The following is a 13,516-nucleotide window of genomic DNA, read 5'->3' as shown; positions in this document are numbered from 1 at the left end:
GTCAGTCAAGTATTCCCAAAAAAATACCCATCTGACGGAGAATCCGGTAGATGGGTATTATTTATTTTAGGCAATGAGATGAGTATGTGTTGTAGCGATCTGTGTAAGATTGCTACCCCGCACCAGCGATTGATTATATAGACTTCCTCAGTCTGAATTCATACTGTCAGATCTTTACCCCTTTGGAAGCTTGATGGTTCATTGCTCGAATGAAATCCTGCTCATGCATGGGTAGATAAAAGAAATAACCCTGTATAAAATCGCAGCCATACTGTTTCAGCTCCGCTAGTTGAGCTTCGGTTTCAACACCCTCCACAATCAGTTTTAATCCTAAAGAATGCCCCAATCCGATAACTGTGCGAATCAGCACTTGTTTTTCATGCTGGCTTTCCAAATCGTCAACGAACGACTTGCTGATTTTTAATAAGTTGATGGGTAGCTGAATCAATTGCGCTAACGAAGAATAGCCGGTGCCAAATTCATCAATGGCAATTTGTAAACCGAGATCTGCCAGCCGATGAAAGACTGCTAGATTCGATTCAACATCCGGCATTAGCGCAGCCTCTGTTAACTCAACCACAATCTTAGCCGGATTGGCGCCTGTTTCTTGCAGGATTGCCGAAAAATTATTGAGTAATTGCTTATGGTTGAGCTGCCGGGCTGATAAATTGATGGATACGTAGGGTGCTTGATCCCCCCAACGCCGTTGCCAATCCGCCTGCGCTTTGCAACCTTCTCGAAAAACCCAGTCACCGATGGAAAAAACCATTCCGGTCATTTCCGCAACCGGAATGAAGATTTCCGGCGATATGGATTTTCCATTCAAATTCCAGCGCAGCAGTAATTCTGCGCCGACGATTTGCTCGGTATCTGGTGTAATGATCGGCTGATAAACTGCCGTAAGCTCGTTGTGTTCTAGTGCTCGCCGCAATCCTTGGCCGATTGAATTTTTCTGATGCGCTTGTTTCTGTAGCTGATCATTAAAGAATTGCCATCCACCCCTGCCTTTTTGTTTCATCTCGTACATGGCCGTGTCTGCCGAGCGCATCATTTCGTCCGCTGAGTACTGCTGGCCATGACCGATAATAATGCCGATACTTGCCGTTACCGATAGACTCATATCCTGGCAGGTGATGTTTTCCTTCAAAGCATCATTAATGCGCGTTGCTAAATTTGCAATTAACTCCGGTTTTTCAACTTGCTCGCATAATACGATGAACTCATCGCCGGATAGTCTGCCCACGGTATCGTCAGGGCGGATTTGAATCAGCAGACGATCAGCGATTATTTTTAATACCTCGTCGCCGGTTATGTGACCGTAGGTATCATTAATCAGCTTGAAACCATCCAGATCAATAAACAGTAACGCGACATTCAGTTTTTTTCGCAGGGAACGCTGCAGTGCGTTATTCAGCCGTTCATGAATCAATTTGCGGTTGGGTAAACCGGTCAATGCGTCGTGTGTCGACTGCCGGATTAATTCCTGCACTTGGTGCTTACGCTGTGTGATATCGGTCATGCTGACCACCAATATCCATTGGCCGCCGCTATGGAATTTGGCGATTCCCGCATCGAGCTCAATCAGCGTGCCATCCTTGCGATAGCCGATGACTGAATCGCGTTGACCCATGCGGCGCTGTGTTTCGCTGCCGAGGACAAATTGTCTCAGTGCATCAACATGCCGTTCGCGGTAACGCGGCGGCAACAGGAGATGTACCGGCATGCCGGTTAATTCTTCCGCGGTATAGCAAAATAATTCGCAAGCACTGTGATTAGCTTCGAGAATGATGCCTTCTTCGTCAGTGACAATAATAATCAGATCGACGAAAGACAGAATCTTTTGTGCTGCATCATTGATGACTTGTTTGTGTGTCATGGCCGTATTCGCCGTGACTGGATGGGATAGCGGGAATGTTCCGGCGTTATTTGCGGGATACATCCAGAATTCTCAATGTAGCTGGACGTATTGTTTGCGTTCAATAGGCCTAGGACCGGTACGATAGCGGGGCCATCAATACTCGCCGTTCCGTTTATAGCGGGAGCCATTGAATCAAACCGTATCGGTTCGATAACTACTTTCATAAAATCCCGTTTTGTTATAGTTATTGGGATAACGCAATAAGTATTTAGAATATGAAATAGAGGAAATGCCCTACAACAGTGGTAAGAATTTTACTATAACAGTAGTAAGAATTTTACTATAACTCTAATACTTATGAAAGATCTCTGATAATTCACAACAGGATGCTGATTGATTATTTTTAATCCACGACGTCAAATCCGGCATCAATGATCGTTTCTTTGAGTTGATTCAGGCTGGTGTTTTCGGGATTGAATTGAACGATGGCTTGCGCCGGATCAAGCGTAACTTCCAATTGAGCGATTCCCGGCACATTCTTGAGGACATTTTTGATGCTATTGACACAGCCCATACAGGTCATGCCTTTTATTTTAATAGTGGCGGTTTGCATTACGACGACTCCCTAACAATGATTTTATTTTTAATGATTGGCTTGCCAGCGTTTTAATAACAATGAATTACTGACAACGGATACCGAGCTCATGGCCATGGCGGCGCCGGCGATGACCGGATTGAGCATGCCCATTGCCGCCAACGGGATGCCCAGGATATTGTAGACAAAAGCAAAGAACAAATTCTGGCGGATTTTCTTGAGCGTGGCGCGCGATAAGGAAATGGCATCGGCGACGCTCATCAGATCATTGCGTATTAGAGTGATATCGGCCGCTTGAATCGCGACATCGGAACCGGCGCCGATGGCGAAACTGACATCCGCAGCAGCCAGGGCGGGTGCATCGTTGATACCGTCACCCACCATCGCGGTAAACTGTCCGCTGTTTTTCATTGTTAACACTTCAGCCGCTTTATCCTGCGGCAAAACTTCGGCACGGTATTGCGTAATGCCGGTACGTTTGGCAATAGCCGCAGCGGTCACGGCGTTATCGCCGGTCAGCATGATCACTTCAATACCCATCGATTGCAGTTGTTTGATTGCTTTAATGGATGTATCCCGCAGGCGATCCGCAATGGCTAGATAGCCGAGCAGCTGAGATATATCGCCAGCTGTGGATGCCACACCGATAGCGGTTTTTCCTTCCGCTTGCAACGCCGTAATTTGTTGCTCATCCACAGCGACACCGTGCTGTGTCAAAAATTTGGGCGAACCGAGCAGGTACTGGATGCCATTCATGCGAGCAGTGATACCGCTGCCGGCAATGGCCGAAAAATCTTCAATGGCGTGCAGCGATAGCTGTTGTTTCTGCGCGCGATCCAGAACCGCCCGCGCCAGCGGGTGTTCGGATCCTTGTTCCAGGGAAGCCGCAATGAGCAGCAAGTCTTGCGCATGCAATGATCCAGCCGGAACAATATCGGTGACCTCCGGTTGACCTTCCGTCAATGTGCCGGTTTTGTCAACAATCAGCGTTTGAATTTTTTCGGCGTGTTCCAAGGCGGCTGCATTTTTCACCAGCACCCCGGCCTGCGCGCCGCGTCCGGTGCCGACCATGATGGCGGTCGGCGTGGCGAGTCCCAATGCGCACGGACAAGCGATGACCAGTACGGCAACGGCGTTGATCAGTGCGGTAACAAATTCGTGCGTGAGCCACCAGGTGATCCCCAGCGTCAGGACGCTGATGATCACGACGACCGGAACGAAAATTCCCGAAATTGTATCCGCCATGCGTTGAATGGGCGCTTTCGAACCTTGCGCTTCCTCGACCAGATGGATAATCGCGGCCAGCTGCGTATGCGCACCCACGCTGGTGGCGCGGCATTTGAGCAAACCTTGTTGATTCAGCGTGGCAGCAAACACTTTTGCACCGGCTTGCTTGCTGACGGGGAAGCTTTCACCGGTCAGCATGGATTCGTTGACGTTGGATGAGCCTTCAACGACGACACCATCGACCGGCAAATTTTCACCCGGGCGCACGATAAAAATATCGTTGACTTGCAGGCTGCTGGCCAGTACTTCGAGAATCTCGCCATTGCGTTCGATGCGGGCTGTTTTGGGTTGCAGTCTGATCAAAGCTTCGATCGCCGCGGAAGTTTTTCCTTTGGCGCGTGCTTCCATCAATTTGCCGAGCAACACGAGGGTGATGATGGCGGCGCTGGCTTCAAAATAAACATGCTGATCCAATGCAAAGGCGGTGACCGCAGCGCTGAAGAAATACGCCATACTGGTGCCCAAGGCCACCAGTACATCCATATTGGCGCCACCGCCTCGCAGAGAATGCCACGCGCCGGTATAGAAGCGGCGGCCGATCCAGAATTGCACCGGTGTGGCCAAGAGCCATTGCAGCCAGCGCGGCAGCATGTCCATGTCGTGACCGGTGAACATGGCGCCCATTTGCAGCACCAGCGGTAAGGTAAGGGCCGCTGAAATCCAGAATAACCGCAATTCGGCCTGGTAGGCGGCAAGCCGCCGCGCTTTTTCCTCGGCATGACTGGATTCGCTGATTTCAGTGGCGTCATATCCCGCATTGACGACCGCTTCGATCAAACGATCGGCAGTCATCATGCCCGGCATGAAACTGACCCTGGCTGTTTCAGTGGCTACATTGACTGTGGCGGTGACACCGGGCAATTGATTCAAGGCTTTTTCGATGTGTCCGGCACAGGCGGCGCAGGTCATTTTGTGCAGTTGTAGTTGTACCGTGCGCGGTGCAATGTGAAAACCGGCTTTCTCGATGGCCTTAATCAACACATCCGCATTTGCCTGATTCTCGTCATAGTTCACCTGAGCTTTTTCGTTGGCGAAATTGACGGCCGCTTCGACACCCGGCAATTTGTTCAGATTCTTCTCGATGCGCGCGGCACAGGCGGCACAGGTCATGCCTTCGATGGGTAGTTCAATGTGTTTGAGGGGCGGAGAGTTCACAAATAGGATCCAATAATACCGGGGAGTGGTTGTTATGGGCGATCAGGCACCAGCACGCCGTCCACCAACCGGATTCTATCGCCTTGATGGAAATTGGCCGCATCCGGAAGCGCAATGATGGCTTGCTGGCCATCGTTCATGGTGATGCCGACCTGATATTGATCGTGCGGTTGCGCTGTGCTTCTCGCATGAGCGCCATCCACGGTGCCGGGATAGCTCGTGTCATGCGGATACGGATTCTGGCGGATGATCTCCCGCGCGACAGTTCCGGCGACGACGCCACCTGCAATGGCATTCAAACCAGGGCCTTGTCCGATTCTATTGACGAAATTGATGACACCGCAATTGATGCAACCTGATGCCGCGGGTTGCCGGGGTATGGTGCCGGCGTCTGTGCTTTTGATACTGACGCTGTTGCGGGGTGCGCCAATGGCGGTGCCAATACGATGAATGGTTCTGGGTGGCCGGTTGACGTCAGGGGGGCTTTCCGGTGGCGGCTGGGTGGTCAAGCGCTGGGATTGCTGTGGATCATTTTGCTCCGCGGCGGTTGATTGTGCGAGTACTACAGCCGGAACACAGACACTGAAAAGGATGGCTGATCCTATCAGCCGTTTTACGGTATTCAAGACGGAACGGCTACTCAACATCGCGAATCTCCTTGCAGTCAATTGCTGTAACGAATTTTTTAGATCGGGAGGAATGGCGTTGGTTTCATTATAGCGATTTCCGCCGGGTCTGATCGATTCCTCGTGCAGATCCGGTCAGTCGGTTTTTTCTGGTATATCTTTTTGTGCTGAAGCATCCTGCTTGGCAGGTGTTATATCTGTTGCATCTTCTTGCTGCTGTTTTTTGATCATCAATGCGGCGATGAAGATACCGAGTTCGTACAGAAGGCATAAAGGTACCGCCAGCATAAACTGCGAAACCACATCGGGCGGGGTGAAAATGGCGGCGATGATGAATGCGCCGACAATCACATACGGGCGTATTTCCTTGAGTTTCTCGATGGTGATGACACCTGTTCTGACCAATATGATGACAAATACCGGTACTTCAAAAGTGACCCCGAAAGCGATAAACATTGATAAAACAAAGCTTAAGTACTTGCTAATATCGGTCATTACCGCGACACCTTCCGGTGCAAAATAGGTAATGAATTCAAATACCAGCGGCAATGCGGCAAAGTAAGCGAACGACATGCCGCAAAAGAACAGCAGGCTGCTGCCGAAGACCAGCGGCAGGGCAAGGCGTTTTTCATGTGAATAAAGCCCGGGTGCGACGAAAGCCCAAATTTGATATAGCGTGTGCGGCAATGTAATGACAAAAGCCATCATCATCGCAACCTGCATCGGCACAAAGAAGGGTGTCGCGACATCGGTGGCGATCATTTGTCCGCCTTGCGGCAGTTTCTCCAGCAGCGGTTGCGCCAGCAAGGTATACAGTTCGCGCGCATAGAAAGCGCAGGGCAGGAATCCAAGCATGAGCACAGCCAGGATGCGGATCATCCGGACGCGCAATTCCACTAAATGCGACAGGAATGAGCCTTCAAGCATGGTGATCGCGGTAGCGCTGGTTATATTGAATCGGCATCGATAAACACCTTGTAGTCCGCGCCCAACGGCTACTTTCTTTCCTGACAGGAGCCATACTGTGCGGTTTCATCGTTACCGGAGATCGTTGCTTGCGGTTCTTGACCGGATTGTGGCGGCAACGAGCCGGAAGGCGGGCTGTCTTCGGGTTTTGCATCGGTCATCGTGGTTTTCAAGCGATCAACGCCTTCGTGTACCGAGTCTTCAATCGATTGCACCGTTTCTTGCACCGAGGACTGCATTTTTTTCAGCTCCTCCATGCGCATTTCGTTATGGATATCGGTTCGGATGGCATAAACAAAGTTGCGGCAGCGCCCATACAGATGACCTACAGTGCGCGCCACGGCGGGCAGGCGTTCAGGCCCGATTACGATCAGTGCTACGATCGAGATAACCAGCAACTCCATAAAACTGATATCAAACATGTTGTTGCGTAGACCGGATTCAGAGTGATGAGACGATTGATGTGAACATGACCGGATTCTCCTGCGAAAAAAAGCTTCCTAAGTCCTGGGGTGCGCTTTTTCCTTGATTTCGGCGTCTGCTGCTGCGCTATGCGCTGCGTTGGCTGTGCTGGCAGACGGTTGCGTATGATTTTCCTTGAAGGTATTCGCGGCCGATTCCTTGCTTGCCGTCACTTCAATCACATTATCATTGGCTGAATTTGTGCGGGCTGAAGCTGTATCGGTTTCCGATTCCTTCATGCCTTCCTTGAACCCCTTCAACGCTCCGCCCAGATCGCTACCGAGGTTGCGCAGTTTTTTTGTGCCGAATACCAGTACAACAATGACCAGCACGATAATCCAATGCCAGATGCTAAATGTACCCATGACTTTCTCCTGTGAGATGGAACAGTGCTGGCCTAGCCGTGGTGAATCATCCCAGGCAGACGTTCCCGGCCGCCGATGATGTGGAAATGGATATGAAATACCTCTTGTCCGCCTGCCCGCCCGGTATTGATGATCGTGCGGAAACCATCTTCGCAGCCTTGCGCTTTCGCCAGTTTAGGCGCTAATAATAGCATTTTCCCCAGTAAATCCTGATGATTATCTTGCACGTCAGCGAGTGAATCGATGTGCAGCTTGGGGATCAGCAAGAAATGCACCGGCGCGGCCGGATTGATATCGTGAAACGCGAGAATATCATCATCTTCGTAAACTGCATTGGATGGGATTTCTTTGCGTGCGATTTTGCAGAATATACAGTTATCCATGGCTAATCCGGTTTTCGAGAGGCTTTTTCTACGATGCCGGAAACGCCTTCGCGTCTTTCCAGCTCTCGCAACACATCGTCCGGCGTCAGTCCGTGGTGCGCGAGCAATATCAGGCAGTGAAACCATAAATCGGCGGTTTCATAAATCACCTGGTCGGTATTGCCATCTTTGGACGCCATCAAGGTTTCGGCAGACTCTTCCGCGATTTTCTTGAGTATCTTGTCCTGTCCGCCATGCAACAGTTTGGCGACGTATGAGCTGTTTGCATCGGCTGATTTGCGTGCTTCTATGGTTTCCGCGAGGCGGCGAAGAATGGTGGTATCGGTCATTGGGTGTAAATTTCGTCCGGATCTTTGATAATGGGGGCTACGGTAACCCATTCAGTACCTTCCAGTTTCTGGAAGAAACAGCTGTGCCGCCCGGTATGACAGGCGATTCCGCCGGTTTGCTCGACCGTGAGCAGCAATACGTCTTGGTCGCAATCCAAATAAATTTCTTTTACTTTTTGCGTGTGCCCGGATTCTTCGCCCTTGTGCCACAGTTTCTTACGCGAACGTGACCAGTATACGGCTTCACGTTTTTCGACTGTTAGCTTGAGTGCTTCGCGATTCATCCAGGCAACCATGAGGATTTTTCCGCTATCCGCTTCTTGAGCGATGACCGGTATCAGTCCGTCTTCCGACCAGTTGATTTTGCTAAGCCAAGTATCAGGAGGCATACAGTAAGCGGTACTTTCGTTCAGTTATAAATTTCACCGGAGATTCTAACATTATAATCGCACTTCGATGCCATGCTCCGCCATATACTGCTTGGCCTGCTGCACGGTAAATTCGCCATAGTGAAAAATACTGGCGGCCAACACCGCATCCGCATGCCCTTGCAAGATACCGTCGACCAGATGATCGAGATTGCCAACTCCGCCGCTGGCGATTACCGGAATATCGATGGCATCCGATATCGCGCGTGTCAAGGCAAGATCAAAACCATTTCGTGTGCCATCCCTATCCATGCTGGTGAGTAAAATTTCACCGGCACCGAACGACTGCATTTTGATGGCCCACTCAATGGCATCGATACCGGTTGCTTTACGTCCGCCGTGGGTGAAAACTTCCCAGCGCGGCGTAGCGCCGGGTGGATTGACTTGTTTGGCATCGATTGCAACCACAATACATTGCGAACCGTAATGATCGGATGCGTCGGCGACCAGCTGCGGATTCAGAACGGCCGAGGTATTGATACTGACTTTGTCGGCGCCGGCATTGAGCAGGCGGCGGACATCCGCTACCTGGCGCACACCGCCGCCAACTGTCAGCGGTATGAATACTTGTGTTGCTACAGCTTCAATGATGTGCAGAATCAGGTCGCGGTTATCCGAACTGGCGGTGATGTCGAGAAAAGTGAGTTCGTCCGCGCCTTGCTCATCGTAGCGGCGCGAGATTTCCACCGGATCGCCCGCGTCGCGCAGTTCAACAAAGTTTACACCTTTAACTACACGCCCGTTGGTTACGTCCAGGCATGGAATGATACGTTTAGCGAGGCTCATCGGATTTAAAAGCCGGTTGTGAAATTGAGAAGGAGATAATGTGTGCGGTAGTGATTGTCAGCGGGGCAGTATCAAGAGATGCCGTTATCTTTGCTGAGTTTGTCAGCCAGTACCTGCGCTTCCTTGAAATCCAGCGAACCTTCATAAATAGCGCGCCCGGTAATGGCGCCCATGATGCCTTCCGATTCGATTTCGCAAAGCTTGTGGATATCGCTGATGTTGGTGATGCCACCGCTGGCGATGACCGGTATGGTGAGCTGTCTGGCCAGTTCAACGGTCGCATGGATGTTGATGCCGTTCAGCATGCCGTCTCTGCCGATATCCGTGTAGATAACCGCCTCTACGCCATAGCTTTCAAATTTTTTCGCCAGATCGATGACATCATGTCCGGTGATCTTGGACCAACCGTCCACCGCCACTTTGCCTTCCTTGGCATCCAATCCGACCATGATCTGTCCTGGAAATGCATTGCAGGCATCCTGCAGGAATCCCGGTATTTTAATGGCTGCGGTACCGATAATGATGTAGGTGATGCCATCATCGAGATAACGTTCAATTGTGTCGAGATCGCGAATGCCGCCGCCCAATTGAATCGGAATCTGGTCACCCAGAGCGTCTACAATTTCACGGATCGCAGCTTCGTTTCTCGGTTTTCCGGCAAATGCACCGTTTAAGTCGACCAAATGAAGTCTACGCGCGCCTTGATTCAGCCAGTGCGCCGCCATTTCGCCGGGGTTCTCGGAAAACACCGTAGCGTCTTCCATAACCCCTTGTTTGAGCCGGACACAATGTCCATCTTTAAGATCTATTGCAGGAATAATCAGCATAGCTTAATCAGAGTTGATAGTTGATTAACAGAGTCAGTTTACTACTTTTGGTTTTAGAAGTGCGGTGTCCATTTGGCAAAGTTACTCAACAGGGTTAATCCTGCCAGTTGACTCTTTTCCGGATGGAACTGTACCGCGAAAATGTTATCTTTTGCAACGGCGCAAGTAAATGGGAAAGGATAATGGCTTTGCGCCGCGATCAATGCCGTATCGGGTGTTGCGACATAATAACTGTGCACGAAATAAAAGCGCGCATCCGCCGCAATGCCTTCCCATAAAGGATGTTTGACCGCCTGATATACTTGATTCCAGCCCATGTGCGGTACTTTCAGCTTCTGTCCATCCGCAGTTGTCATGGCTGAAGCCGGAAAACGCACGACTTTTCCGGGCAGGATGTTCAAGCCTTTGACATTTCCTTCCTCGCTTTCCTCGAACAGCATTTGCAAACCCAGACAGATGCCGAGAAAAGGTTTGTGCTTAGCGGCCTCAATGACGGCCTCGCGCAATCCGCGAGTTTCCAGCTCATCGATACAGTTACGCATGGCGCCTTGCCCGGGTACCACGACCCGACTGGCTTTGCGAACGATGTCAGGGTCGCTGGTGACCGTTGTTGAAACCGTTGGTGCCACATGTTCAAGTGCTTTATGAACGGAACGTAAATTTCCCATTCCATAATCAACAATTGCGATATCAGTCATACCGTGATGTATAGAAGCAAAGTGACTTACAAAGTACCTTTGGTGGATGGAATAATTCCGGCTGCCGCGGGATCGTGCTCGATCGCCATGCGCAAGGCACGCCCGAATGCTTTAAAGACGGTTTCGGCCTGGTGATGCGCATTTCTGCCGGATAAATTGTCGATATGCAGCGTCATCAAGGCATGATTCGTAAGGCCCTGGAAGAATTCATGAAACAGATCGACATCAAAATCGCCGATACGCGCGCGCGTGAAAGCGACATTGAAGACCAAGCCCGGACGGCCGGATAAATCGATGACCACACGCGATAATGCTTCATCCAATGGCACGTACGCATGCCCATAGCGGCGCAATCCTTTTTTATCGCCCACCGCTTTGGCAAATGCTTGGCCCAAAGTGATGCCGATATCTTCAACGGTATGATGGGCGTCGATATGCAAGTCGCCTTTCGCGGCAATGGCAAGATCGATCATGCCATGACGCGCGATCTGATCGAGCATATGGTCGAGAAACGCCACACCGGTTTCGAGTGTGGATTGACCGGTTCCGTCCAAATTCAGATTGACACTGATCTGGGTTTCCAACGTATTTCGTATGACTTGTGCCCGGCGCATAGATGATTAATCTTGGATGAATGCAAGGAAATTTGAAAGGATTCTAAACTGTTTCACTCAGAATGGTGCGTAATGCCGCGCAAAATTGTGAATTTTCATCGGGGGTACCCACTGTCACACGCAAGCAATTCTCTAATAAAGGATGAGTACCGTCCAGGTTTTTGATCAGTATATTATGTTGTTTGAGCGCCTGAAAAATCCGGCTGGCTGCATTGACACGAAACAAAATAAAGTTAGCATCGGACGGATATACTTCAACGCCGCGCATTGTACCAAGAAATGTGTTCATTTTCGTGCGTTCCGATTTGATGGCTTCGGCTTGCTGGGATAATACCGCAGTGTGATGCAATACCTTTTCGGCGATCAATTGCGTCATTATGCCAATATTATAAGGCAGACGCACCTTTTCTAGCTGTTTCAGCCATTCCGGCCGGCCAATCAGAAGCCCAAGCCGCAAACCGGCCAACCCCGATTTAGATAATGTTCGCATCAACAGCAAATTCGGATATTGACTAAGTTTATCGATAAAACTCGCGTCCGCAAAAGCATGATAAGCCTCATCGACGACGACAATGCCCGAAGTGGCTTGCAGGATGCGTTCAATCGCCGCGGGATCGAATAAATTGCCTGTCGGGTTATTCGGGTAAGCCAGGAAAATCACCGCCGGCCGATGTTGAGCAATCGCCACTAACATGGCATCCAGATCCAGCGAGAAATCTTTCTGTAGTGGTACTCCGGCATACTGAATATTCGCGAACGTGGCAATCATCCGGAACATCACAAATGCTGGTTCCACACTCATCAGCAGAGCACCAGGTTTGGCGACCGCCATGGCGATGATCTGAATGATTTCATCCGATCCGTTGCCCAGCAGAATATCCATGTCATCGGCAATGCCCAGAGCCTGACGTAACGTTGCTTTAAGCGGAGCGGCACTGGCATCGGGATAACGATTGACAGGCGCATTCAGCGTCAGTTGAGCGATTTCATCGCGGAGCGCAGACGGTAGCGGATAGGGATTTTCCATCGCATCCAGCTTGATCATGCCAGTTGCCGGAGGCACATGATAAGCGGATAACGCGAGAATTTCCGGACGGATAATGTCTTCTGGGTTGTAAAAATTAGGCATAGGCGCCTATTTTAACTCAATACAGGGTTTATAGTTCAAATTGTCACCGGGCATTTATTCACCGGCATTCAGCATTGATGGGTGGCGATGTCTTGTTATGCCGCCAAATCTTGCGCCAAGGTACGAAACTCGTTTTGACAGCCGCGTATTTTTTCTTGTACTGCTTTAGCTTGTATGGCATCGATTCCCAGGCATTCCATCAGTGAGAATGTATCGATATACGGGCAGCCGTCAGCTTGTGTTTGATCCTGCCGCAGGCGGTTAGCGATTGCGAGCAGTTTGACATAGGAGGCATGTTTACCCGAATAATCCGGAAAATTTTGCTCGGCAACTGCAACGGCTATTTCTTCCGGCAGATCCCACGCTTTGATCAGATACATGCCGATCGTGTCGTGGGTGATGCCGAAAACTTGCTGCTGCAATGTGCGGGCCTCCTGTTCCGGGTAGCGGGTAACCAAGTCGTTCAGATAAGCAAATTCTTTGGGATACAGGTGTCCGAACAATAAATATCCAAAATTGTGAAATAACCCGCTCAGATAAATCAGCTCGCAATTGACGAGATGCTTTTCTGTCATGATGTGACAAAGTTCGCGGCATAAGGCGGCGCATTCCAAGGTTTGATGCCAAATGCGGATACGGCCGAGTGCGCCGTGATTCGGTAGCTTGAGGCAACCGGATGAGACGATGCCCATGGCTAAATTAAGTGCAGCGTTAAAGCCGAGTACCAGCGATACGGCATGATGAACCGAATTGATCCGATTGCCGTAGCCGAAAATGGACATACGGGCATATTTCATAATAAAAGCTGCCAGACTGGGATCTTTCTCAATGACTCCCGCCAGCTGCTCCAGATTGGCTTCCGGATTGTTGCGTAACTTGAATAGTTCACGCGCAGTCTCCGGTAGCGGAGGAATTTGCCCGGCTTGCTGCAGGATACTGCGGAAGTTCTGGCTGAATTCCAGTTTGTTAATAATCAACATTGACTCGGTCTCTAAATTTTAGTTGGCA

At 50.3% G+C, this 13,516-nt stretch carries 15 protein-coding genes and 1 pseudogene; all 16 read right to left on the bottom strand.

The annotated features are described in order from the left end of the window. Window positions 1-166: 166 nt before the first annotated feature. Complete coding sequence (locus R2083_RS10085) at window positions 167-1,939, bottom strand: putative bifunctional diguanylate cyclase/phosphodiesterase (RefSeq protein ID WP_317538370.1); 1,773 nt, start codon at window positions 1,937-1,939, stop codon at window positions 167-169. Window positions 1,940-2,261: 322 nt separating this feature from the next. Next, complete coding sequence (locus R2083_RS10080) at window positions 2,262-2,471, bottom strand: heavy-metal-associated domain-containing protein (RefSeq protein WP_317531161.1); 210 nt, start codon at window positions 2,469-2,471, stop codon at window positions 2,262-2,264. 30 nt (window positions 2,472-2,501) lie between these two features. Further along, a complete protein-coding gene (locus R2083_RS10075; protein WP_317538369.1) occupies window positions 2,502-4,895 on the bottom strand; it encodes a heavy metal translocating P-type ATPase in 2,394 nt (797 codons plus the stop codon). A gap of 32 nt (window positions 4,896-4,927) precedes the next feature. Continuing rightward, the gene (locus tag R2083_RS10070) at window positions 4,928-5,542 is read right to left on the bottom strand and encodes a hypothetical protein (RefSeq protein ID WP_317538368.1); all 615 of its coding nucleotides are present in this window, start codon (window positions 5,540-5,542) and stop codon (window positions 4,928-4,930) included. A 114-nt stretch (window positions 5,543-5,656) separates the two neighbouring features. Then, on the bottom strand, window positions 5,657-6,448 hold the full coding sequence (tatC, locus tag R2083_RS10065) for a twin-arginine translocase subunit TatC (protein ID WP_317531158.1): 792 nt from the start codon (window positions 6,446-6,448) through the stop codon (window positions 5,657-5,659). Window positions 6,449-6,516: 68 nt separating this feature from the next. After that, on the bottom strand, window positions 6,517-6,909 hold the full coding sequence (gene tatB / locus R2083_RS10060) for a Sec-independent protein translocase protein TatB (RefSeq protein ID WP_317538367.1): 393 nt from the start codon (window positions 6,907-6,909) through the stop codon (window positions 6,517-6,519). A gap of 234 nt (window positions 6,910-7,143) precedes the next feature. Then, a pseudogene (gene tatA, locus R2083_RS15425) lies at window positions 7,144-7,314 on the bottom strand (Sec-independent protein translocase subunit TatA); the annotation flags it as partial. Between the two features lie 32 nt (window positions 7,315-7,346). After that, window positions 7,347-7,697, bottom strand: a complete 351-nt coding sequence (locus R2083_RS10050) for a histidine triad nucleotide-binding protein (RefSeq protein ID WP_107804025.1) — start codon at window positions 7,695-7,697, stop codon at window positions 7,347-7,349. Between the two features lie 2 nt (window positions 7,698-7,699). Then, on the bottom strand, window positions 7,700-8,026 hold the full coding sequence (locus R2083_RS10045) for a phosphoribosyl-ATP diphosphatase (protein ID WP_132427852.1): 327 nt from the start codon (window positions 8,024-8,026) through the stop codon (window positions 7,700-7,702). After that, window positions 8,023-8,415 (bottom strand): phosphoribosyl-AMP cyclohydrolase, encoded by a 393-nt coding sequence (gene hisI, locus R2083_RS10040; protein WP_317538365.1) that lies wholly within the window; start codon window positions 8,413-8,415, stop codon window positions 8,023-8,025. Before hisI ends, R2083_RS10045 begins: the two co-directional genes overlap by 4 nt. A 51-nt stretch (window positions 8,416-8,466) precedes the next feature. Next, the gene (gene hisF / locus R2083_RS10035) at window positions 8,467-9,240 is read right to left on the bottom strand and encodes an imidazole glycerol phosphate synthase subunit HisF (protein WP_317538364.1); all 774 of its coding nucleotides are present in this window, start codon (window positions 9,238-9,240) and stop codon (window positions 8,467-8,469) included. 71 nt (window positions 9,241-9,311) lie between these two features. Then, window positions 9,312-10,067 (bottom strand): 1-(5-phosphoribosyl)-5-[(5-phosphoribosylamino)methylideneamino]imidazole-4-carboxamide isomerase, encoded by a 756-nt coding sequence (gene hisA, locus R2083_RS10030; protein ID WP_317531153.1) that lies wholly within the window; start codon window positions 10,065-10,067, stop codon window positions 9,312-9,314. A gap of 53 nt (window positions 10,068-10,120) precedes the next feature. Beyond that, window positions 10,121-10,765 (bottom strand): imidazole glycerol phosphate synthase subunit HisH, encoded by a 645-nt coding sequence (hisH, locus tag R2083_RS10025; protein ID WP_317531152.1) that lies wholly within the window; start codon window positions 10,763-10,765, stop codon window positions 10,121-10,123. A gap of 26 nt (window positions 10,766-10,791) precedes the next feature. After that, on the bottom strand, window positions 10,792-11,379 hold the full coding sequence (gene hisB / locus R2083_RS10020; RefSeq protein ID WP_317531151.1) for an imidazoleglycerol-phosphate dehydratase HisB: 588 nt from the start codon (window positions 11,377-11,379) through the stop codon (window positions 10,792-10,794). Window positions 11,380-11,422: 43 nt separating this feature from the next. Continuing rightward, window positions 11,423-12,508, bottom strand: a complete 1,086-nt coding sequence (hisC, locus tag R2083_RS10015; RefSeq protein WP_317531150.1) for a histidinol-phosphate transaminase — start codon at window positions 12,506-12,508, stop codon at window positions 11,423-11,425. A gap of 95 nt (window positions 12,509-12,603) precedes the next feature. Continuing rightward, window positions 12,604-13,488 carry an HDOD domain-containing protein gene (locus R2083_RS10010; protein WP_317531149.1) on the bottom strand — a complete coding sequence of 295 codons (885 nt, stop codon included), beginning with the start codon at window positions 13,486-13,488 and terminating at the stop codon, window positions 12,604-12,606. Window positions 13,489-13,516 lie beyond the last annotated feature (28 nt).

Origin of the sequence: Nitrosomonas sp. Is35, from assembly GCF_033063295.1 — a bacterium.
Classification (GTDB): domain Bacteria; phylum Pseudomonadota; class Gammaproteobacteria; order Burkholderiales; family Nitrosomonadaceae; genus Nitrosomonas.
The sequence above is the reverse complement of the archived record's forward strand: the minus strand, read 5'-3'. Positions and strand labels throughout refer to the sequence as shown.

Coding starts and splice junctions, on each gene's coding strand:
- R2083_RS10080 (WP_317531161.1), bottom strand. CDS start 2,471: ATGCAAACCGCCACTATTAAAATAAAAGGCATGACCTGTATGGGCTGT.
- hisI (WP_317538365.1), bottom strand. CDS start 8,415: ATGCCTCCTGATACTTGGCTTAGCAAAATCAACTGGTCGGAAGACGGA.
- tatC (WP_317531158.1), bottom strand. CDS start 6,448: ATGCTTGAAGGCTCATTCCTGTCGCATTTAGTGGAATTGCGCGTCCGG.
- R2083_RS10050 (WP_107804025.1), bottom strand. CDS start 7,697: ATGGATAACTGTATATTCTGCAAAATCGCACGCAAAGAAATCCCATCC.
- tatB (WP_317538367.1), bottom strand. CDS start 6,909: ATGTTTGATATCAGTTTTATGGAGTTGCTGGTTATCTCGATCGTAGCA.
- hisA (WP_317531153.1), bottom strand. CDS start 10,067: ATGCTGATTATTCCTGCAATAGATCTTAAAGATGGACATTGTGTCCGG.
- hisF (WP_317538364.1), bottom strand. CDS start 9,240: ATGAGCCTCGCTAAACGTATCATTCCATGCCTGGACGTAACCAACGGG.
- R2083_RS10085 (WP_317538370.1), bottom strand. CDS start 1,939: ATGTATCCCGCAAATAACGCCGGAACATTCCCGCTATCCCATCCAGTC.
- hisB (WP_317531151.1), bottom strand. CDS start 11,379: ATGCGCCGGGCACAAGTCATACGAAATACGTTGGAAACCCAGATCAGT.
- R2083_RS10045 (WP_132427852.1), bottom strand. CDS start 8,026: ATGACCGATACCACCATTCTTCGCCGCCTCGCGGAAACCATAGAAGCA.
- R2083_RS10010 (WP_317531149.1), bottom strand. CDS start 13,488: ATGTTGATTATTAACAAACTGGAATTCAGCCAGAACTTCCGCAGTATC.
- hisH (WP_317531152.1), bottom strand. CDS start 10,765: ATGACTGATATCGCAATTGTTGATTATGGAATGGGAAATTTACGTTCC.
- hisC (WP_317531150.1), bottom strand. CDS start 12,508: ATGCCTAATTTTTACAACCCAGAAGACATTATCCGTCCGGAAATTCTC.
- R2083_RS10070 (WP_317538368.1), bottom strand. CDS start 5,542: ATGTTGAGTAGCCGTTCCGTCTTGAATACCGTAAAACGGCTGATAGGA.